Genomic DNA, 19,849 nt, shown 5'->3' with positions numbered 1-19,849 from the left:
AGAATACGCCCCTTTCAACCCTGACTTATGAAGAAATTGCGATGATTCTCAACAATAAACAGAAACAGTACCTCAAGGGCCTTGCCCATAGCCTCAAGCCTGTCGTCCTGCTGGGTCAGCATGGTCTGACCGAAGGTGTACTGGCCGAGATCGATCTGGCACTGAACCATCACGAGCTGATCAAGGTTAAGGTTGCCTCTGAAGATCGCGAAATGAAACAACTGGTTATGGATGCTATCGTCCGTGAAACCGGTTCAATCAAGGTGCAAAGCATGGGTCATGTGCTGACCATTTATCGTCAAGCCAACGAACCCAAAATCCAGCTGCCCCGCAAGTAAAAGGAAAGAGCATCGCTCTTTCCTTATTCCACTTCTTCCCGAGTCGCTTGCCAAAGTAGTCGCAAAGCCCTTAACCTGCGATGAATACTTCCGGACACGCATTATGGCTCACCATCCTATTCTGACCGACGATGAGCTGGCCATGCTGCGGGACTTGGGGAGCAATCAGGACACCCATGTTCTGAGTGGTCACCTCGATGCCCCCATGCTTGGCTTGCTGCAAAAAGCCGAACACCTTGTACTCGAAGCCCGCTTCGCAGGCCATCAGCTGCGTTTTCCCCTGAGCTTTACCCAAGGGGAAGATGGCTTCGTCGAGCCCCGGTTATCTGCACCGGTCATCAGGGAGCTGGGATTTGCGCAACCGCGCGCCTGGCGTCTCACACAAAAAGCCAAACTTTGCAGCGAGCTGGGCCTGTTTCAGGTACTCAGCCTCTCCCTCAACGGCCTCATCGTGGAAAATTTGCCAACCGACATGGTGGCCGATACCCCCATCAACGGCGAGCTCTGCATCGAGCAAGAGGCCCCTCTTCCACTGCAGGGACGACTGGTAAGGCGCATCAAAGCCAATGCCGACCATGCCACCTGGGCACTGAGCTTTCAAATGAGCGAGAGCAACATCGAACGGCTGCGCCACTGGTTGTTTCAGCGTCATCAGGACGCATTTACCGAGGCGTATCTGTCCTGATTTTTATCAATAATCATATAGATAAAGACAAACAGGGGAGCGCCAGCCCCCCTGTTTCATCGTCTGTAGCATTCGCTTAGATGTAAGCGACTTCCAGTACTTCGTATTCCACATCACCGCCCGGCGTCTTGACGATAGCGACATCGTCCACTTCCTTGCCAATCAGGGCGCGGGCAATGGGAGAGTTGACAGAGATGAGGTTCTGTTTGATATCAGCCTCATCGTCACCCACGATGCGGTAGACCACCTCTTCCTCTGTCTCGCTCTTGAGCAGAGTCACCGTCGCGCCAAAAATAACGCGGCCGTTGTTGGTCATCTTGGTGACATCGATCACCTGCGCATTGGAGAGCTTGGCTTCAATCTCCTGAATGCGGCCTTCACAGAACCCCTGCTGCTCGCGAGCGGCATGGTATTCGGCGTTTTCCTTCAGATCGCCGTGCTCACGGGCATCGGCAATCGCTTCGATAATCTGGGGACGAAGCTCGGTCTTGAGATAATCGAGCTCTTCGCGCAGCTTCTCAGCACCGCGAACAGTCATCGGAGTATGATTCATAGTCGAAACCTGGGTTGCTTGAAAATAGAAACTGCGGCCATCTGCAAGGAGGCCGCAGCAATCGGTTCGGATGAGGCATCTTAATATGAAGCCAACACAAAATCCACGTCAGCCCCCTGATGCAGATCCCACTTGCGTCATCGGCATTCCCCTCGCTTACTTCCCTTCCGGTACGGAAATTGGGGACGAAACTGTCGGTTTGCCCTGCATGATGGCGATCTCCACCCGCCGGTTCATCCGACGATTTTCCGGGGTGGTATTGGGCACCAATGGTTGGGAATCAGCCATCCCCTGCACCACCAGTCGCCCCTGATCAAAACCGGGGACCTTCAGCATCTGGTGCGCCACCGCCACCGCCCGTTGCGACGACAACTCCCAGTTGGACTGGAACAGCTCATCTTCGGTCGCCACGTTGTCGGTGTGACCGGAGATGGTGATTTCACCCGGCACATCCTTGAGCAGGGTCGCGACCTTGCGAATGACCGGCCAGAACTGGGGCTGCAGAAATGCCGAACCGGCCGGGAACGACGCTTTTTCCCTGATCCGGATGATGATCTGCTGGCCCAGCGCCTCAATTTCGATGGCGCCATCCTGGATCTGATCTTTCATCTGCTCGGCGAGGGCTTTGGCCAGGGTATTGGACTGTTCTTGCGCCTTCTTCGCATCCTGCGCGGTATCGCCCCCCGTCTGCTTGCCATCACTCTGGTCCTGACCACCGGCCTGATCCGATTCGCCGGGCAGAAACTCCAGTTCGGTCTGGGTCAGATCGATGGTCTGCTGCATCACGGTATCAATCGGCGTGGGTTCCGGGCGACCGGGCCTGAACTCCTGGGCAATCACCGAGGTTCCCTTGGGAATATCTTTCACCTCAAGGATGTTCTGTACCCCGAATGCCTTGTCCATGGAACCGGCTATCTGCTTGAACTTCTGCACATCCATCTCGGCAAAGGAGAGCAACAGCACGAAGAAGCACATCAGCAGCGACATCAGGTCGGCAAAGGTTCCCATGTAACCAGGGAGCCCTGGTGGCGGGCACTTGCAATCAGACATAACGCCCCCTATTCGGTGCCGGTATTACGTTTGGACTGGTTCAGATAGTTTTGCAGCATGGACTGAATCACCCGCGGGTTCTGACCATCCTGAATCCCCATAATGGCATCAAGGATCAGGGTACGACTGAGCTTCTCCTCCCCGCTGCGCAGCTCCAGCTTGTCGGCAATCGGGATCGCCAACATATTGGCCTCTATCGCACCGTACAGAGTGGTAAGCAAGGCCACCGCCATCGCCGGCCCGATCGACTTGGGGTCACTCATGTTGGCCAGCATGGCCACCAGGCCCACCAACGTACCTATCATCCCCATGGCAGGACCCAGATCCCCAAGGGTACGGAAGACCTTGATGGCAATGACATGGCGCTCGGCTGTCAGGTCGATATCCTTTTCCATCACGGCACGCACCACATCGGCATCGTGACCATCCACCAGCATGTCGATCCCTTTTTTCATAAATGCATTGGGGATCTCTGCGGCCTCCAGCGCCAAAAACCCCCCTTTGCGAGCCGCGTCAGCCAGTTCAACGGCTTTGGTAATCAGATCTTCAAGCTTGTCGCCCTTGTACATAAAGGCTTTGCCCGCCACCTTGAATGCCATCAGGAACTGGCCAAGGTTGAACTTCATCATGGCGATGAAGATTGAGCCCAATACAGTGATGTAGACCGATGGCATATCCACATACATGCTCATGGGGCCACCCAGCAGCATGCCGTACACCACCACCCCGAAACCCAGCACTATCCCTATCAGACTGCCTAGATCCACGTCCCTACTCCTGTCACCGGTTCTTATGTCTATTTATAGTCTGTTGAATTTTCTGCTATTGCGACCCATGCGGCAAGCATGCATCCACTGAGAATGATGGCTCATTATCGGCCAGTTTAGCGAGAGTTTGAGGAGCCAGTGCTTTTCTGCCTCCCCCCTGTGGACGGTCGATGTTAATATAAGCCGTTTTTTTCAATCCCCGAGGATGGACATGGCCAGTAAAAAAATCGACCGTCTGAGTTTTGATGCCACTCTGGAAGAGCTGGAAACCATCGTTCATCAGCTGGAACAAGGTTCCCTACCCCTGGAAGAGGCACTCAAGCAGTTCGAGCAGGGCGTTCATCTGGTACGGGCCGGTCAGCAGAAGCTGGAACTGGCCGAACAGAAGATCCAGATCCTGCTCAGTCAAGCCGATGGCAGTGACCAGCTCGCCCCCTTCCAGCCAGAACAAGGAGAGGAGTGAGTGGCGCTGGACCATTTTTCCCGTCTGCATCGTCAGCGTATTGACGACTGTCTGTCAGCACAACTTGAATCCTTGCCCGCCATGGCGCCGCGCCTGCGCGATGCCATGAGTTATGGCCTGCTGCTGGGTGGCAAGCGGGTTCGCCCGTTTCTGGTCTACGCGGTCGGCGAGATGCTGGGCGTCAAGAGCGAACTGCTGGATGGCCCTGCGGCTGCCGTGGAGTGCATCCACGCCTACTCCCTGCTGCACGATGACCTGCCCGCCATGGATAACGACGACCTGCGTCGTGGTCAGCCAACCGTTCACAAGGCGTTTGACGAAGGAACCGCCATTCTGGCCGGTGATGCGCTGCAGACCCTGGCGTTCTCCATTCTGGCCGATCACCCCATGCCCGATACCTTGATGGCCAACCGGGTGCGGATGCTGAGTACCCTCGCCCGCGCCTCCGGCTATCTGGGTATGTGTGGCGGTCAGGCGCTGGATCTGCAGGCCGAAGGGCGCCAGATCACGCTTGCCGAACTGGAGCAGGTACACCGCCACAAGACCGGTGCGCTGATTGAATGTGCCGTGGCGCTCGGCGCTCTGTGCAAAGCCGATGTTGATAACGCCACGCTGGCTGCCCTGCAAACCTACGCCGCTGCGATTGGCCTCGCCTTTCAGGTGCAGGATGACATCCTCGACATCACAGGTGATACCGCCACCCTGGGCAAGCCACAAGGTTCTGACCTGGCGCTGGAGAAAAGTACCTATCCGGCCCTGCTCGGACTCGAAAATGCCCGTGAGCTGGCTCGCGAACTGCATGGGAAAGCCTTAACAGCCCTGCAATCCTTGCCCTACAATACCGACATTCTGGAAGCGTTTGCCGATTACATCATCGAGCGAACCCACTAAACGCTGGATAACAGTAACAATATGAGCGTTGATATTAGCAATTTCCCCAACCTGGCCCTCGCGGACACTCCGGTCGAGCTGCGTTCCTTGCCCAAAGATCGGCTGCCGGTGCTGTGCAACGAGCTGCGCGAATATCTGCTGCGCTCTGTCAGCCGCTCCAGCGGACACTTTGCCTCCGGTCTCGGCACGGTCGAACTGACCGTGGCCCTGCACTACGTCTACAACACCCCGTTCGATCGGCTGATCTGGGATGTGGGCCATCAGGCCTATCCCCACAAGATCCTGACCGGGCGCCGTGACCAGATCCACACCATCCGGCAGAAGGATGGTCTGCACCCCTTCCCCTGGCGTGGCGAGAGCGAATACGACGTGCTCTCCGTCGGCCACTCCAGCACCTCCATCGGTGCGGCGCTCGGTATGGCGGTCGCCGCCGAGAGTGAAGGGCTGGGTCGCAAGGTCGTTGCAGTGATCGGTGATGGTGCCATTACCGCAGGGATGGCCTTTGAAGCGCTCAACCACGCCGGCGATGTCCACAAGGACATGCTGGTGATCCTCAACGACAACGAGATGTCCATCTCAGAGAATGTCGGGGCGCTCAACAACCATCTGGCCCGGGTCATGTCCGGCAAGCTCTACACCACCATCCGCGAAGGCGGCAAGAAGGTGCTGGCGGGGCTGCCGCCGGTCAAGGAGCTGGCCAAACGGGCCGAAGAGCACCTCAAGGGGATGGTGGTGCCCGGCACCCTGTTCGAGGAGTTCGGCTTCAACTATATCGGCCCCATCGACGGTCACGATATCGAGGCGCTGGTCGAGACCCTGCGCAACATGCGCAACCTCAAGGGCCCGCAGCTGCTGCACGTCAAGACCAAGAAGGGCAAGGGTTACGAGCCGGCGGAGAAAGACCCCATCGGTTATCACGCCGTGCCCAAGTTCAATCCTGACGATTGCTCCCTGCCCAAGGCGAGCAGTGCCAAACCCACCTTCTCCGCCATCTTTGGCCAGTGGCTGTGCGACATGGCGGCCAAAGACGAAAAGCTGGTCGGCATCACCCCCGCCATGCGCGAAGGCTCGGGGCTGGTGAAATTCAGCCAGCAATATCCGGATCGCTACTTCGATGTGGCCATTGCAGAGCAGCATGCGGTCACTTTCGCCGCGGGTCTTGCCATCGCCGACAAGAAGCCGGTGGTGGCCATCTATTCGAGCTTCCTGCAGCGCGCCTACGATCAGGTGATCCACGACGTGGCGCTGCAAGATCTGCCGGTGCTGTTCGCCATCGACCGGGCCGGTCTGGTGGGCGCCGATGGCCCGACACATCAAGGGGCGTTCGACATCAGCTTCCTGCGTACCGTGCCCAACATGGTGGTGATGACGCCATCTGACGAGAGCGAATGCCGCCAGATGCTCTATACCGGCTACCTCCATCAGGGCCCTGCCGCTGTGCGTTACCCGCGCGGCAGCAGCCTGAGCGATGTCCCCATCTCGTCAGAGATGCAGGCACTGGAGCTCGGCAAGGGGCGTATCCTGCGAGAAGGCAAGGGCACTGCCATTCTGGCGTTTGGCACCTTGCTGCACTACGCCAAAGCGGCCGCAGAGGCACTGGATGCCACTCTGGTGGACATGCGCTTCGTCAAACCGATAGATGAGGCGCTGGTGCTGTCGCTGGCGGCCAGCCACGATCACTTCGTCACCATCGAAGACAACGCCATCATGGGCGGCGCCGGTTCGGCGGTGAACGAGCTGCTGATGCGCAGCAAACAGTGCAAGCCGGTGCTCAACCTTGGCTTGCCGGATCGCTTCGTGGAACAGGGCACCCAGCAGGAGATCTATGCCCTGCTCGGTCTGGACGATGCAGGCATCCAGCGCAGCATCGAAAGCTGGCTGCAAGCCTGATAAATATCTTTATTGCTAATGTGTAATGCCCGTCGAGTCACTACGACGGGCATTTCTACATAGCCCCCACCATCCTCAGAGGGTAATGACTCCAATCAGTTGAAATGGTGTCTTTCTATAAAGGCACCAATCACTTTCTCGTGGAGTTCAACGGAACGAGAGAAGCAGATGGTCTTGCGAGCCAATCGCTTGATGCGCATTCTGAGCGTCAGGTTGTTACGCTCGATACGCTGGGTGAATATCTTCCCGGTCAGATGCATCTCGCTCGGCACCTCTCTGGCATAGCTTCCCCAATCATCACTGGTGATAAAGCCTATCTGGAACGGAGAAAGCAGGCTCAGCAACCGACGGCATGTCTCATCGTTGCGTGGGCCAAAGGTATATGCCACGACTCGTTTTCTCTTGGTATCAAAAGCATACCAAAGCCAATGTCGATGCTGTTTGTTGCCAACATAGGCCCACTGTTCATCAAGTTCACAGATAAGCGCCACGTCATAGAGCACCACCTTTTCGGAGGTTACTTGCCTTGGGGCGAGTTTTTTAGGGTGCGTATGACGGTGTTGATGCCAATCTTGAGGACGCGAGCAGTATCACGAACACCTGAGCCGTTGAACGCCATATCAACAATCTTGTCTTTGACGCCAGGCTTGCGGGCTTCATAGGTGTAGGTGAGCTGAAACACGTGCGGACAGACGGGGCAACGATAGCGAACATGGCCAGCAGGGGTCTTACCATGGCGATATACGTGGTCAGAGTTGCAACGAGGACAGTGAACGGGGATGGATGCCATGAAGCTGTCGGTCTCAAAAGAGTTCATCATATCAACTCAACCGATCGGATGCATCACCCCTCAGAGGGTAATGACTCCAATCAGTTGAAATGGTGTCTTTCTATAAAGGCACAAATCACTTTCTCGTGGAGCTCAACGGAACGAGAGAAGCAGATGGTCTTGCGAGCCAATCGCTTGATGCGCGTTCTGAGCGTCAGGTGGTTACGCTCGATACGCTGGGTGAATATCTTCCCGGTCAGATGCATCTCGCTCGGCACCTCTCTGGCATAGCTTCCCCAATCATCACTGGTGATAAAGCCTATCTGGAACGGAGAAAGCAGGCTCAGCAACCGAAGGCATGTCTCATCGTTGCGTGGGCCAAAGGTATATGCCACGACTCGTTTTCTCTTGGTATCAAAGGCATACCAAAGCCAATGTTGATGCTGTTTGTTTCCAACATAGGCTCACTGTTCATCAAGTTCACAGATAAGCGCCACGTCATAGAGCAACACCTTTTCGGAGGTTACTTGCCTTGGGGCGAGTTTTTTAGGGTGCGTATGACGGTGTTGATGCCAATCTTGAGGACGCGAGCAGTATCACGAACACCTGAGCTGTTGAACGCCATATCAACAATCTTGTCTTTGACGCCAGGCTTGCGGGCTTCATAGGTGTAGGTGAGCTGAAACACGTGCGGACAGACAGGGCAACGATAGCGAACATGGCCGGCAGGGGTCTTCCCATGGCGATATACGTGGTCAGAATTGCAACGAGGACAGTGGACGGTGATGGATGCCATGAAGCTGTCGGTCTCAAAAGAGTTCATCATATCAACTCAACCGATCGGATGCATCACCGGCAATTGGATACCACTGGATGACCAGAAAGTTTATCGTATTGCCTCCAATACTTATATCGCGGCAGGTAAGGACGGCTATAACAGTCTGCTCAAGCGTGAAGACTTACCCAACAAAGGGGACTACGTTGACTCGGGCATAGGTGAAAATGAAATGTTTATGGAATATGCAGAAGCACAAGGAAATCTCACTGCCCTACCCTACCGTCACCTACTACAAACCTTGATATCTAAGCTAGCAATCAAATTCAACGGCGCCTGAGGGCGCCGTTTTTATGGCATACTCCCCAGCCAGCCATGCCCGAGGAGATGATTTGATGGCCAAGTACGACAAGATTTCCCCCGAGACCCAGCAGGAGGCGATGAAAATTGCCCGTGCCAACCAGAAGCCGGGGCAGACCAAGGAGCAGACCCAGCTTATCGCGCAAGGGATCCAGAAAGGCATCGACGAGTACAAGAAGCAGATGAAGGCGCGGGCCCGTGAAGCGAGCCGCCAGAAAAAATTGCAGGCCAAAGCCAGGCAGCCACAGGGCGCGCCACAAACCGAGGAACAAGACGATCAGCTGGAGCTGGTTGAAGTAAGCCATCAGCATCCCCTGCCCTGGATATTGCTGGTGCTGAGCTGGCTGGGATTTGCTGCAGCCTGGTTCTGGTTGCACTAAGAGTGCGCTAGCAAACCTTTATCCGAGATCCTCTTCACAGCCCGGGCCCGGGCTGCTGGTGATTACCTGCGAAGAGTGGTTAAATCCCGCGCCTCTTGCACCGGACAATCGGTTTTTTGACGATCAGTTTTCAGGAAAGATGTTATGAACCCCGCTCCGCTCTATCTGCTGGCCCCTTTTGTTCTGTTCCTTGTGACCATGCTGCTCTATCGCATTTCGCCGCTGCGGGCGGTCGCCGCCGGTGGGGTACGCTGGTTTATCCTCCCCGCCTTCACCCTGTTTATTTTACTGATCATCATCAATGGAGCCGCCGATCCCACCCTGCGCGATCCGGCATTCCACTGGTTGATGCCGGGCCTTGGCTTTGCCCTGAGCCTGTTTCCGGCCCTACCCAAGGCGCTGGTGCCACGGCTCGCGATCAAGGAGGGGGCCTTTGCCGCCCTCGGTCTGATGCTGATGAGCCTGGCCATGGTCTACTGACCGACTGGCACAGCCGTTAGCATGGCTCAAGGGGCGCTCTGTGACGGGCGCCCCTTGTACAAACAATGGCCTGCAGGCATCTTGGTGACAGGATAACCAGCAAGGAGGCCAAATGGACAATCCGCCCGATTTCATGGCGCTGTGGGATTATCAGGATCCCGCCGCCAGCGCCCTGCGTTTTCACACCCGTCTTCCCGAAGCGCGCGCCGCTGCCGACCTGCAACTCGAGCTGGAGTTGCTGACCCAAATTGCCCGCACCCACTCGCTGCAGCGCCAGTTTGCCGAAGCCCATCAGCTGCTCGACGAGATAGCGCCTCGCCTCACCGACAAAACCCCCAGAGCCTGGATCCGGGCCCTGCTGGAGCGAGGCCGCACCTTTAACTCGGCGGGCGACAAAGCCAGAGCCAAACCGCTGTTTGAACAAGCCTGGCAATGGGGGCTCAAGGAGAAGGAGACCTATCTCGCCATCGACGCCGCCCACATGATCGCCATCGCTGCGCCGCTGGAAGAGCAGAGCCGCTGGCATCAACTGGCAATGGAGCTGGCGGAACGCAGCAGTGACGAGAAGGTGCGTGGCTGGCTGGCTCCCCTTTACAACAATCAGGGCTGGACCCTGTTCGAATTGGGCCGCTTTGATGAGGCGAAAATCCAGCAACAGAAGTGCCTGGCCTGGCATCTGCAGCATAACCAGCCGGCCAAGGCGTTTATCGCTCGCTGGAGTCTGGCTCGCCTGACTCGGGCCCAGGGTCAGCACCAGCAGGCGCTGGCAGAGCTGCACCTGCTCAAGGCCGATATGGCCGAGGCTGGCGAACCTGAGGATGGTTATCTGTTCGAGGAGCTGGGGGAGAATGCCTTGGTGCTGGACGATCCGCTGGCCGCGGAATACTTCTCCCGCGCCTGGTTTCTGCTGTCACAGGACCGCTGGTTCAGCGCCAACGAGGGGGAGCGACTGGCCCGCCTCAAGCGCCTCGCCAAACTCTGATCCCCAAAATAGCAAGGGCGGCACACTAGCCGCCCTTTCTGCTGGCAAGATGGTTCAGGCCCGATTGGACTCCTCCCACCCCTGCTTTTTACGGTAAATGGTGGAGGGGCTGATCTCGAGCAGTGCCGCCGCCTTGGGAATATTGCCGTCACAGCTGGCGATGGCCTGTTCAATCACCTCTTTTTCCACCAGCCAGAGCGGACGAATTGGCCCGTTGGCCACGCCAGTGGCGGCCGGAGCCGATGCCACCGCTGCCGCAATCGCAGCCGGCAGCTGGGGACGCACCCCATTGAGCGGTGGCGGCAGAATATCCGTGCTCACCAGCTCCTTATCGTTGAGCACCACGATATTGCGCACCACGTTTTGCAACTCGCGTACGTTTCCAGGCCAGGGGTAGTCGAGCAGCACTCGCGCCGCCTCGACATCGAAATCCTTGAAGCGTTTGTTCTCCTCCTTGGCGTAGCTCTGCAACAGGGTACGCGCCAGCAGCAGGATATCCTCGCCCCGCTCCCGCAGCGGCGGCAGGGTGAGGGGAATGACGTGGAGCCGATAGTAGAGATCCTCGCGAAAACGGCCCGCTTTCACCTCCACCAGCGGATCCCGGTTGGTGGCGCAGATAAAGCGCACATCCACCGTCTCGAGCTTGCCGCTGCCGACTCGCTGCACTGTGCCGGTCTGGATAAAGCGCAGCAGCTTGCTCTGCAGATCCAGGTCCATCTCGCAGATCTCGTCGAGAAACAGGGTACCGCCATCGGCCAGACTGGCCGCCCCCTTGCGATCCCCCTGGGCACCGGTAAAAGAGCCCTTCACATGACCGAAGATCTCGCTCTCCATCAAATCATGGGGAATGGCGGCACAGTTGAGGGCAATAAAGGGCTGCTCGCTGCGGGGACTGCACTGGTGAATCGCCTCGGCACACACCTCTTTGCCGGTACCGCTCTCGCCAGTGATAAAGACGGTCGCCTTGCTGGGCGCCGCGCTCTCGATGATGCGATAGACCGCCTGCATCGACATGGAAGCACCGATAAAACCGAAGAAGGAGCTGCGCTCGAAGTTTTCCCGATAGTGGGCAACCAGCGAGCTCAACTGCTGGTGTTTCAAGGCATTGCGAACGGTGGCGCAGAGCCGCTTGCTGTCAAACGGCTTGGTCAGAAAATCGAAGGCACCGAGGCGCATCGCCTCCACCGCCACATCCACTGAGCCGTGAGCGGTGATCACCACCACAGAGCAAGGCAACTGCTGTTCGGTGATCATTTGCAGAATATCCATACCGGACATATCCGGCAGCTCCAGATCCAGCAGCACCACGGGGGGAGGACTTGCCAGCAACTGCGCCAACGCTTGCTGACCACAGTCGGCCAGCACCACCTCATACCCCTCCTGGCGCAGGTACTGTTCATAGACCACCGCCAGACTACGGGTATCTTCCACCAGCAGGACACGCGATTTATTTTCAGCCACTGGACTCATCCTTGTATTTGATTCTGCGATCTATTTTGCCTTATTTTCGCGCGCAAACCCAACGCCAAGACAGCTCTGTTATCCCGCGATTGCAGGGAATACACAAGTAAAAACGGCTCCTTAAGGAGCCGTTTTTAACTACAAGAAGGGATTACTTCTTGGCGTCGTCAGCAGTCGGCTTCTCGATAGCCAGCAGCTCAACGTCAAACACCAGCACGGCGTTCGCCGGGATGGAGCCTGCACCGTGCTCGCCATAGGCCAGCTTGGACGGCAGGAAGAACTTGAACTTGGAGCCAACCGGCATCAGCTGCACGCCTTCGGTCCAACCCGGGATAACCTGGTTGAGCGGGAAGGTAGCCGGCTCGCCGCGATCGACGGAGCTGTCGAACTTGGTGCCATCAGTCAGGGTACCGGTGTAGTGAACCTTGACGATATCGGTAGATTTCGGCTTGGCGCCAGTGCCCATCTTCTCGACCACGTATTGCAGGCCGGATTCAGTGCTCTTCACACCCTCTTTCTTGGCGTTGGCAGCCAGGAACTCTTCGCCCTTCTTCAGATTCTCAACGGCGTCTTTCTCGGCCTTGGCCTTGGTCAGCTCGTTGATCTTGGCGTCGTAATCCTGCAGTACCTTCTGGATCTCTTCATCAGTCATCTTGGCTTCTTTGCCCAGACCGTCAGTCACCCCTTTCAGGATCACGGCGTTGTCCAGTTTGATGCCCAGTTCCTGCTGACGCTCCAGGGTATTGGCGATGTAACGACCCATGGAGAGGCCAATTGCGTAGCCAGATTGCTCTTCAAAGCTCTTGGCTTCGGCCTTGGTCGCCTCTGCCGGCTTGCTGGCTTCTGCCTTCACTTCGGCGGTATTGGCCGCAGCAGGCTTCTCGTCTTTTTGGCAAGCAGTCAGACCGACGGCAACGGCCGCCGCCAACAGGGACACCTTCAGAAATTTGTTCATCAGTTTCTCCAAACTCCAAATACCGCTCTCGGTTCCATCGTGAAATGAGAGGTTTATCGTGATAAGCGCCTTATACTAACGCCGTGATCGCAGGTAACAAAAGCGTGAGACCGCAAAAATGATAAAAAGTGCCATTTATCTGGTGAGCCTCTGTTTAATGCTCACCGGTTGCGAGCAGAGCTCCCAACCCAACCAGCAAATGACCCTCGCCAGCACGGGTCTGCTGACCGCAGATCTCTCCAGTGATGGCAAGCAGGCCATCGTCTCCAGCATCAGCCAGGGCATCATCGTCTGGGATCTGGAACAGAACCGTCAACGCTGGCGCTGGAAGCAATCCGACTCGGCGGATGATCTGGTATTCATTACCCGTTTTTCCGAAGGCAACAGCCATGCCGTCACCGCCACCCCAGACACCTTTGCTACCTGGCGGCTGAACGACGGGCAATCACAAGGCTACTACTCACTTCCTGAATCCAGGCTGAGGGACATCGCGCTCTCTGCCGACGGTCGTTATGTGCTGATAGGTCGGGAAGATGGCAAGGCCGAGTGGCTCGATACCCGAAGCGGTCGGCGCCTGCAGTTTCTGGGGCACACCGAACAGGTCAATACCGTGGATCTCTCCGCCAACGGTCGCTACGCCCTGACCGGCGGCAACGACTACAGCGCCTATCTGTGGGATACCCGTAGCGGGCAGGTAATTTGGCGCTTCAACCATGGTGGCCGGGTGATCATGGCCAGACTGGAGCCGAGCGGCCGCTACGCCTTCACCGCCGACAGCAGCCGGGCCAGCATCTGGGATCTGAAAACCGGCAAAGAGGTGAGTCAGCTGCAATATGATCACCGCTTCGAGGTCTACACCAGCGCCCGCTTTGCCAACGATGGCAAGTGGCTGATCACTGGCGCCCCTTCCCGTCAGCTCTCCCTGTGGCAAGTGAGCGATGGTGCCCTGCTGCAGAGCTGGCGCGTCTCGCCGCAACCCAAGGTGAAACCGCCCAGCGCAGTGGTCTACGGCGTCGCTTTGCGCGACAATAGCCACCTTGTCAGTGCCAGCTCCAGTGGTCTGGCCGAAATCTGGACAATCAAGTAAGGACCCGAAGGCCCATGAGTCAGCAACTTAACGATCGCATCGAAACCCTGGAAACCCGTCTCGCCTATGCGGAGTACACCATAGAGCAGCTCAACGACGAGGTAACTACCCAGGGCCGTGAACTCGATCGGCTCAAATACCAGATCCAGCTGCTGATCGACAAACTACAAAGCGTACAGCCCAGCCAGATTGCCAGCATGGCCGAAGAGACCCCGCCGCCGCACTACTGATGGGTGTGCAATCAACAAGCTGTCTGCTCAAGACCAATAAAAATCCGAAACCGGCTAAACCGGTTTCGGATTTTTTTCATCCAAATGGCCTAACAGCTGCGACTCGGCACCTCAGAGTCGGCCCGCGTTAACCTTTGTAGATCTTGGGGTTAAACACATCCCGCAGCCAGTCACCCAGCAGATTGATGACCAGCACCAGCACCACCAGACAGATTCCCGGGAAGGCGGTGATCCACCAGGAGCCGGAGAAGATGTAGTTGAAGCCGACGCTGATAAGCGAACCGAGCGAGGGCTGATCAACCGGCATCCCCAGACCGAGGAAGGAGAGTGCAGCTTCACTCATGATGGCGTTGGCCACCTGCACGGTGGAGATGACCAGAATGGGCGACAGGCAGTTGGGCAGAATGTGGCGGAACATGATGCGCGGGGCGCGGAATCCCATCACCTTGGCCGCTTCCACATACTCCTTCTTCTTCTCCGCCAGCACAGAGGCGCGCACGGTACGGGCGTACTGCGGCCACTCGGCGATCCCGATGATCACCACCAGCATCATGATGGCAAACTTCGAGTAAAACTCGGAGCCAAATGTTGCCTGAAAGATGGCGGAGATGATGATCGCCACCATCATGGTGGAGAACGACAGCTGCACATCAGCAAAGCGCATCAGCAGGTTGTCGATGCGACCACCGAAGTAACCGGCAATCAGACCGATGACGATACCGAGCACCAGCTGCAGCGCCACCGCAAACAGACCGATAGTGAGGGAGATACGGGCGCCATAGAGGATGGTGCTCCAGATATCCCGCCCCTGATTGTCGGTACCGAGCCAGAAGCGCTCCTCGCCACCTTCGAGCCAGGAGGGGGGCAACTCGGCATCCATCAGATCAAAACTGGTCTGGTCATAGACGTTGTGCGGGGCGAGCCAGGGGGCCAGCAGCGCCGCCAGCACAAATACCACGAACACCGCAAAGCTGAACATGGCTACCTTGTCCCGCAGGAAGTAGTAGACGATGTCAGAGTTCTTGAATCGTGCCCAACGGCTTGGGCTTGCAGTTACAGCGTTACTCATGCTTACCCCTTGGCAGTCAGGTTAACGGTCGGGTTAATCAACCCGTAGAGCAGATCGACCAGGGTATTGGTCACCACGAAGATCAGTCCCACGAAGATGACGTAGGCGGTGATGAGGGGCGTATCGACCCGGTGGATCGCCTCAAGGAACAGGAAGCCGGTGCCCGGCCACTGGAACACGCTCTCGGTCAGAATGGTGTAGGCCACCATGGTGCCGATCTGCACCCCGCCGACGGTAATGACCGGCAGCATGGTGTTCTTCAGAGCGTGCTGATAGTAGACCTTGTTGTTGTCCAGCCCCTTGGCTCGGGCGAACTTGACGTATTCGGAGGAGAGCTGCTCCAGCATCTCGGAGCGCACCAACCGGATAAACAGCGGCAACATGATGGAAGAGAGCGACACCGCCGGCAGGATCAGGTGCAGGATGCCGTCCCAGGTAAAGAAGCCCGACTCCCAGCCCAGCAGGTTACGGGTCTCGCCGCGGCCATAGGCCGGCAGCCAGCCCAGCTGGATGGAGAAGAGGTACATCAGCATGATGGCGGTCAAAAATACCGGGATCGAGATACCGATACTGCTCCCTGCCATGATGATCTTGGTGGGAATGCTGCGCGGGCGGATCGCCGAATAGACACCGAGTGGAATGGAGACCACCACGATGATGAGCGCGGCGGCAAACACCAGCTCAAGGGTAGCCACCAGCTTGTCGAGGATCACCTCGAGAGCGGGTCGCTTGAAGAAATAGGAGGTGCCCAAATCCCCATGCACCGCATTTTTCAAAAAGCGGCTGTATTTGATGAGGAAGGGATCGTTAAGGCCCATCTTCTCGCGCAACTCGTGACGCTGGGCTTCGGAGACGGATTGTCCCACCAGCTCGCGCAACGGGTCACCCAGGTTGTCCTGGATGGAGAAGGCGACCAGGCTGATGACGAACATCACTATCACGGCCTGATAGAACCGTTTCAGCAGGAATGTAAACATGCTTGTCCTTCTACGTGGCCTGTGTCGTGGCACAGGCTTCTGTTAGTGGGCGGAGTGGCCAGCTGACCACCCCGCCCCGTCCTTCCTTGCGACGTTCTCTTACTTGCTGACCACCAGGTCACCCAGGTAAGGGAAGTTCATCACGTTGACCACCGGCTTGATGTCGACGTTCTTCTTGGCGCCATAGGCCAGATCTTCCCAGTGCAACGGCACGTAGGCAGCATCTTCGATCAGCATGGCTTCGACCTTCTTCAGCATCTCGGCACGCTTGGCCGGATCGGTCTCGGCGTTGGCATCCATCACCAGCTTGTCAGCTTCGGCATTGGCATAACCGGCGCAGTTGTACTGACCCATACCGGTCTTGGCGTCCTTGGTGAAGGTCAGGAACTCGAAGAAGTTCGCGGTATCTTCAGTGTCGGAGTGCCAGCCGATCAGCTGCATGTCTGCGGCACACTTGTCAAACTCGGGCCAGTACTGGGCCACCGGCATGGTCTTCAGATCCACCTTGATGTTGATCTTGGCCAGCATGGCGGAGACAGCCTGGGCAATCTTGACGTCGTTGACGTAGCGGGCAGCCGGGGAGATGAAGGTCATCTTGAAGCCTTTTTCGTAACCGGCTTCCTTCATCAGCTCCTTGGCCTTGGCCAGATCATACTGGGGTACCAGCGCCTCGTTGTGACCGGCATAGCCTTTCGGGCTCAGCTGACCAGCAGGGGTACCGAAGCCCTTGTTGATCTTCTCGACGATACCCACCTGGTTGATGGCGTAGTTGATCGCCTGACGCACGCGCTTGTCTTTCAGCGCCGGATTAGTGTTCTGGTTCAGCTCGATGATGATGGCGCGGGTACCGGACAGGGTGACCAGCTGGGAGTCCTTGCCATTCTTCACGCGCTCCAGATCGTTCGGCGCAACCGGATAGATCATGTCCACGTCGCCACCCAGCAGGGCTGCAACACGGGTCGCATCTTCCTTGATCGGCACCACGGTCAGGTTCTCGACGTTACCCTTGGAGGCTTTGTCCCAGTAGTTGGCGTTGCGGGCATAATCCAGCTTCACACCCTGCTCGCGGAACTTGACGGTGAACGGGCCAGTACCGGAGACGTGGGTAGAGGCGTAGGAGTCGCCGTTTTTGACGATCTCGGCCTTGTCTTTGCCCGCTTCGGTCTTGCCGGTATAGAACTTGGAGTCCATCGGGAAGATGTAGGTGACGGTCTGCAGCACCAGCGGGAACGGCTTGGCGGTGACGAGATCGACGGTGTAGTCATCCACCTTCTTCACTTCGCTGATGGGATCGAAGATCGCCTTGAAGTCGACGGAGGATTTCAGGCGGTTAACGGTCCACACCACATCATCGGCGGTAAAATCGTTACCGGAGTGGAACTTGACACCCTTGCGCAGGTGGAAGCGGACGGTCTTGTCGTCAATACGCTCATACTTCTCGGCCAGACGGGGCTCGAACTGCAGGTCCTGGGTGTAACGCATCAGGGGATCGAATACCAGATGCGACATCTCCAGGGTCTGACCGGAGAGCTGCTCCTGCGGATCCAGCGAAGTGGCGTCAGAAGCGACACCCACCTTGATATCAGCGGCTGAGACACTGAAGGCGAAACCGGCGGCAAACAGCGCCAGGGCAATCTTGGACAATCCTTTCTTCATCTTGTTCTCCATGCTTTTGGCTTTCTTATGACACTTTTTTTGACAAGCAGACCGGCGCTCCGGCGCTCTCCTAGCTTGCGATTTCCAGCCCCTCGCGGGACATTCCCTTGAACTCCGGCATGAGGGAGATCAGCTTGCGGCTGTACTCATGCTCGGCATTGGTAAAGAGTTTCTCGGTCTCGGCCACTTCCACCAGATGACCGTGCTGCATCACCCCGATGCGGTCGCACATCTGGCGGATCACCGGCAGATCGTGGCTGATAAACAGCATGGTGAGCTTGAGCTCCTGCTGCAGATCCTTGAGCAGGTTGAGGATCTGGGCCTGCACCGACACATCCAGTGCCGAGGTCGGCTCGTCGCAGATGAGGAAGCGCGGGCGAGTGGCCAGGGCGCGGGCAATGGAGATACGCTGGCGCTGACCGCCGGAGAACTCGTGGGGATACTTGACCCCGGCACCACGACCGAGACCCACGTGATCCAGCAGATCGCCGACAATCCCCTCAATCTGGCTCTCACTGCTCGCCAGCTGATGGAAGCGGATCGGCTCGGCAATGATGTCGCGCACCTTCATCCGCGGGTTCATCGACGAATAGGGGTTCTGGAACACCATCTGCATCTGGCGACGCAGCGGGCGACGCTCGCGCTCGCTCTTGAGAGCTGTCAGATCGATCCCCTCAAAGAAGATTTTGCCGGTATCAGGCGGATAGAGACCGGTGATGGCGCGGGCAATAGTCGATTTGCCGGAGCCCGATTCCCCCACCAGACCGAAGGTCTCCCCTTCGAAGATCTCGAAGCTGATGTTGTTGCAGGCGCGCACATACTGGCGGCGGCTCGGGAAGATGGAGTCCTTGGTGACGAACTTCAGATCGACGTTCTCCACCCGCAGCAGCGCCCCTTCATAGGCACGCTCGTCCTGACTCTGGCCGAGCCAGTGGGTCTTGAGGTCGATATTGGTATCCGGCGCACTGGCATCCTCGATATAGGAGACCAGCGGGAAGCGCACCAGCTTCACATCGGAACGGGGGACCGCCGAGATGAGGCTGCGGGTATAGGGGTGATTGGGGCTGCCCAGTACCTGTTCGGTCAGGCCGAACTCCACCAGATCGCCGCGATACATCACCGCCACCTTGTCGGTAACGTTGGAGACTACGCCCATGTCGTGGGTCACCAGCATGCAGCCCACCTGACGCTCTTTGCAGAGGGCGCGGATAAGCTGGAGGATCTGATCCTGAATGGAGACATCCAGCGCCGTGGTCGGCTCATCGGCGATGATCAGCTCCGGATCGCAGGAGAGCGCAATGGCGATAACCACCCGCTGACGCATGCCACCGGAGAACTGGTGCGGATACTGCTTGATGCGCAGCTCCGGCTGCGGAATACCCACCGCCCCCATCAGCTCCAGCGCCTTGGCAAAAGCAGCCTCGCGAGAGAGATCGGTATTGGCCAGAATGGTCTCCACCAGCTGATGCTCAACGGTGAACAGCGGGTTGAGGGAGGTCATGGGGTCCTGGAAGATGAACCCGATACGGGAGCCACGGATGGCCCGCATCTCATTCTGGCTCTTGCCGGAGATAAGCTCGCCATTGAGATAGATATCACCACGGGCGATGCGACCCGGCGGGCTCAGGAGATCGATAACGGCGTTGCCGATGGTGGACTTGCCGGCGCCGGATTCACCGACCACCCCGACAATCTCACCCTTTTCGATAGAGAAAGAGAGATCCTTCACCGCGGCCAGTACCCCGTAGCGGGAGGGGTACTCAATCCGCAAGTTCTTTACTTCGAGCAAGGACATGTTTACCTCTGCGGGGGACATCCGTCCCAAATAATTCGTCCGTAAATCAGCCGCAGATGCCGGTTGTTACCTTGGGCAATATTTGCTCAATCCATGAGGCAGCGAAACCAGCGATCCGGGCGGGTTTTTTGCATTTTTTTGGAATAACCCGCGAGTAACTTAGACGGTTTGACCACGGGTGTAAATGATTGAGTTATACAATTCCGCAATGTTTTGTGCAGATAACCACCAATTCG

The 19,849-nt window shown here is 57.4% G+C and carries 21 protein-coding genes and 1 pseudogene; 11 read left to right on the top strand and 11 right to left on the bottom strand.

Translation table 11 applies throughout. From position 1 onward, the window contains the following. The first annotated feature begins 41 nt into the window (after nt 1–41). Together yhbY and ACTG2S_RS06235 are read left to right on the top strand one after the other, a co-directional pair. Nucleotides 42–338 (top strand): ribosome assembly RNA-binding protein YhbY, encoded by a 297-nt coding sequence (gene yhbY, locus ACTG2S_RS06240; protein WP_005338829.1) that lies wholly within the window; start codon nt 42–44, stop codon nt 336–338. A 103-nt stretch (nt 339–441) separates the two neighbouring features. Further along, complete coding sequence (locus ACTG2S_RS06235) at nt 442–1,023, top strand: hypothetical protein (protein WP_043822834.1); 582 nt, start codon at nt 442–444, stop codon at nt 1,021–1,023. Nucleotides 1,024–1,099: 76 nt separating this feature from the next. On the opposite strand, the gene greA is transcribed toward ACTG2S_RS06235, so the two are convergent. The 3 genes from greA to pomA form a co-directional block, all read right to left on the bottom strand. After that, the gene (gene greA, locus ACTG2S_RS06230; protein WP_005338833.1) at nt 1,100–1,576 is read right to left on the bottom strand and encodes a transcription elongation factor GreA; all 477 of its coding nucleotides are present in this window, start codon (nt 1,574–1,576) and stop codon (nt 1,100–1,102) included. Nucleotides 1,577–1,732: 156 nt separating this feature from the next. After that, nucleotides 1,733–2,626, bottom strand: a complete 894-nt coding sequence (locus ACTG2S_RS06225) for a flagellar motor protein MotB (protein ID WP_421346279.1) — start codon at nt 2,624–2,626, stop codon at nt 1,733–1,735. An 8-nt stretch (nt 2,627–2,634) separates the two neighbouring features. Continuing rightward, a complete protein-coding gene (gene pomA, locus ACTG2S_RS06220) occupies nt 2,635–3,393 on the bottom strand; it encodes a flagellar motor protein PomA (RefSeq protein ID WP_005358490.1) in 759 nt (252 codons plus the stop codon). Between the two features lie 211 nt (nt 3,394–3,604). Between pomA and xseB the strand changes: the two genes are divergently transcribed. The 3 genes from xseB to dxs are packed head-to-tail and all read left to right on the top strand — an operon-like array spanning nt 3,605 to nt 6,637. Next, nucleotides 3,605–3,856 (top strand): exodeoxyribonuclease VII small subunit, encoded by a 252-nt coding sequence (xseB, locus tag ACTG2S_RS06215; protein WP_005338838.1) that lies wholly within the window; start codon nt 3,605–3,607, stop codon nt 3,854–3,856. Beyond that, nucleotides 3,857–4,747, top strand: a complete 891-nt coding sequence (gene ispA / locus ACTG2S_RS06210; RefSeq protein WP_100646660.1) for a (2E,6E)-farnesyl diphosphate synthase — start codon at nt 3,857–3,859, stop codon at nt 4,745–4,747. A 21-nt stretch (nt 4,748–4,768) separates the two neighbouring features. After that, on the top strand, nt 4,769–6,637 hold the full coding sequence (gene dxs / locus ACTG2S_RS06205) for a 1-deoxy-D-xylulose-5-phosphate synthase (RefSeq protein WP_274160184.1): 1,869 nt from the start codon (nt 4,769–4,771) through the stop codon (nt 6,635–6,637). A gap of 95 nt (nt 6,638–6,732) precedes the next feature. Here dxs and ACTG2S_RS06200 read toward each other — a convergent pair. Next, a protein-coding gene (locus tag ACTG2S_RS06200) for an IS1 family transposase (protein ID WP_201945893.1) occupies nt 6,733–7,427 on the bottom strand; the annotation gives its coding sequence in 2 pieces (ribosomal slippage) (nt 6,733–7,181 and nt 7,181–7,427; 696 coding nt in all). Between the two features lie 80 nt (nt 7,428–7,507). After that, a pseudogene (locus ACTG2S_RS06195) lies at nt 7,508–8,202 on the bottom strand (IS1 family transposase). Between ACTG2S_RS06195 and ACTG2S_RS06190 the strand changes: the two are divergent. The 4 genes from ACTG2S_RS06190 (at nt 8,201) to ACTG2S_RS06175 (ending at nt 10,383) form a co-directional block, all read left to right on the top strand. Next, nucleotides 8,201–8,521 carry a 5'-nucleotidase C-terminal domain-containing protein gene (locus ACTG2S_RS06190; protein ID WP_234920499.1) on the top strand — a complete coding sequence of 107 codons (321 nt, stop codon included), beginning with the start codon at nt 8,201–8,203 and terminating at the stop codon, nt 8,519–8,521. The pseudogene ACTG2S_RS06195 and the gene ACTG2S_RS06190 overlap by 2 nt on opposite strands. A 55-nt stretch (nt 8,522–8,576) precedes the next feature. Next, a complete protein-coding gene (locus ACTG2S_RS06185) occupies nt 8,577–8,921 on the top strand; it encodes a DUF2956 domain-containing protein (protein ID WP_005349520.1) in 345 nt (114 codons plus the stop codon). A 144-nt stretch (nt 8,922–9,065) separates the two neighbouring features. After that, nucleotides 9,066–9,401 carry a hypothetical protein gene (locus tag ACTG2S_RS06180; RefSeq protein ID WP_005335280.1) on the top strand — a complete coding sequence of 112 codons (336 nt, stop codon included), beginning with the start codon at nt 9,066–9,068 and terminating at the stop codon, nt 9,399–9,401. Between the two features lie 112 nt (nt 9,402–9,513). Further along, complete coding sequence (locus ACTG2S_RS06175; protein ID WP_201945767.1) at nt 9,514–10,383, top strand: tetratricopeptide repeat protein; 870 nt, start codon at nt 9,514–9,516, stop codon at nt 10,381–10,383. 54 nt (nt 10,384–10,437) lie between these two features. Here ACTG2S_RS06175 and ACTG2S_RS06170 read toward each other — a convergent pair whose 3' ends face one another. Beyond that, the gene (locus tag ACTG2S_RS06170; RefSeq protein ID WP_274160183.1) at nt 10,438–11,844 is read right to left on the bottom strand and encodes a sigma-54-dependent transcriptional regulator; all 1,407 of its coding nucleotides are present in this window, start codon (nt 11,842–11,844) and stop codon (nt 10,438–10,440) included. A 151-nt stretch (nt 11,845–11,995) separates the two neighbouring features. Continuing rightward, a complete protein-coding gene (gene fkpA, locus ACTG2S_RS06165; RefSeq protein WP_005335283.1) occupies nt 11,996–12,799 on the bottom strand; it encodes an FKBP-type peptidyl-prolyl cis-trans isomerase in 804 nt (267 codons plus the stop codon). Nucleotides 12,800–12,917: 118 nt separating this feature from the next. On the opposite strand from fkpA, the gene ACTG2S_RS06160 reads away from it, so the two are divergent. Then, nucleotides 12,918–13,886, top strand: coding sequence for a hypothetical protein (locus tag ACTG2S_RS06160; RefSeq protein WP_021230804.1), 969 nt, complete (start codon nt 12,918–12,920; stop codon nt 13,884–13,886). Nucleotides 13,887–13,900: 14 nt separating this feature from the next. Then, complete coding sequence (locus tag ACTG2S_RS06155) at nt 13,901–14,116, top strand: SlyX family protein (RefSeq protein ID WP_005335285.1); 216 nt, start codon at nt 13,901–13,903, stop codon at nt 14,114–14,116. Between the two features lie 127 nt (nt 14,117–14,243). Here the strand turns inward: ACTG2S_RS06155 and ACTG2S_RS06150 are convergent, their stop codons facing one another. The 4 genes from ACTG2S_RS06150 to ACTG2S_RS06135 form a co-directional block, all read right to left on the bottom strand. Then, the gene (locus tag ACTG2S_RS06150) at nt 14,244–15,185 is read right to left on the bottom strand and encodes an ABC transporter permease (RefSeq protein WP_040068611.1); all 942 of its coding nucleotides are present in this window, start codon (nt 15,183–15,185) and stop codon (nt 14,244–14,246) included. A gap of 2 nt (nt 15,186–15,187) precedes the next feature. Next, nucleotides 15,188–16,162 (bottom strand): ABC transporter permease, encoded by a 975-nt coding sequence (locus ACTG2S_RS06145; RefSeq protein ID WP_005349514.1) that lies wholly within the window; start codon nt 16,160–16,162, stop codon nt 15,188–15,190. A gap of 99 nt (nt 16,163–16,261) precedes the next feature. Further along, complete coding sequence (locus ACTG2S_RS06140) at nt 16,262–17,818, bottom strand: ABC transporter substrate-binding protein (RefSeq protein WP_129504625.1); 1,557 nt, start codon at nt 17,816–17,818, stop codon at nt 16,262–16,264. Between the two features lie 70 nt (nt 17,819–17,888). Beyond that, nucleotides 17,889–19,613 (bottom strand): dipeptide ABC transporter ATP-binding protein, encoded by a 1,725-nt coding sequence (locus ACTG2S_RS06135; RefSeq protein WP_005358467.1) that lies wholly within the window; start codon nt 19,611–19,613, stop codon nt 17,889–17,891. Nucleotides 19,614–19,849 lie beyond the last annotated feature (236 nt).

The sequence above is a fragment of the Aeromonas sp. 82P genome (assembly GCF_051919365.1).
GTDB lineage: Bacteria > Pseudomonadota > Gammaproteobacteria > Enterobacterales > Aeromonadaceae > Aeromonas > Aeromonas veronii.
This window is presented reverse-complemented; position numbering and strand designations above follow the sequence as displayed.

Coding starts and splice junctions, on each gene's coding strand:
- ACTG2S_RS06185 (WP_005349520.1), top strand. CDS start 8,577: ATGGCCAAGTACGACAAGATTTCCCCCGAGACCCAGCAGGAGGCGATG.
- ACTG2S_RS06175 (WP_201945767.1), top strand. CDS start 9,514: ATGGACAATCCGCCCGATTTCATGGCGCTGTGGGATTATCAGGATCCC.
- ACTG2S_RS06155 (WP_005335285.1), top strand. CDS start 13,901: ATGAGTCAGCAACTTAACGATCGCATCGAAACCCTGGAAACCCGTCTC.
- ACTG2S_RS06225 (WP_421346279.1), bottom strand. CDS start 2,626: ATGTCTGATTGCAAGTGCCCGCCACCAGGGCTCCCTGGTTACATGGGA.
- greA (WP_005338833.1), bottom strand. CDS start 1,576: ATGAATCATACTCCGATGACTGTTCGCGGTGCTGAGAAGCTGCGCGAA.
- ACTG2S_RS06145 (WP_005349514.1), bottom strand. CDS start 16,162: ATGTTTACATTCCTGCTGAAACGGTTCTATCAGGCCGTGATAGTGATG.
- ACTG2S_RS06140 (WP_129504625.1), bottom strand. CDS start 17,818: ATGAAGAAAGGATTGTCCAAGATTGCCCTGGCGCTGTTTGCCGCCGGT.
- ACTG2S_RS06190 (WP_234920499.1), top strand. CDS start 8,201: ATGAAGCTGTCGGTCTCAAAAGAGTTCATCATATCAACTCAACCGATC.
- xseB (WP_005338838.1), top strand. CDS start 3,605: ATGGCCAGTAAAAAAATCGACCGTCTGAGTTTTGATGCCACTCTGGAA.
- ACTG2S_RS06160 (WP_021230804.1), top strand. CDS start 12,918: ATGATAAAAAGTGCCATTTATCTGGTGAGCCTCTGTTTAATGCTCACC.
- ACTG2S_RS06135 (WP_005358467.1), bottom strand. CDS start 19,613: ATGTCCTTGCTCGAAGTAAAGAACTTGCGGATTGAGTACCCCTCCCGC.
- dxs (WP_274160184.1), top strand. CDS start 4,769: ATGAGCGTTGATATTAGCAATTTCCCCAACCTGGCCCTCGCGGACACT.
- yhbY (WP_005338829.1), top strand. CDS start 42: ATGATTCTCAACAATAAACAGAAACAGTACCTCAAGGGCCTTGCCCAT.
- ACTG2S_RS06235 (WP_043822834.1), top strand. CDS start 442: ATGGCTCACCATCCTATTCTGACCGACGATGAGCTGGCCATGCTGCGG.
- ACTG2S_RS06150 (WP_040068611.1), bottom strand. CDS start 15,185: ATGAGTAACGCTGTAACTGCAAGCCCAAGCCGTTGGGCACGATTCAAG.
- ACTG2S_RS06180 (WP_005335280.1), top strand. CDS start 9,066: ATGAACCCCGCTCCGCTCTATCTGCTGGCCCCTTTTGTTCTGTTCCTT.
- fkpA (WP_005335283.1), bottom strand. CDS start 12,799: ATGAACAAATTTCTGAAGGTGTCCCTGTTGGCGGCGGCCGTTGCCGTC.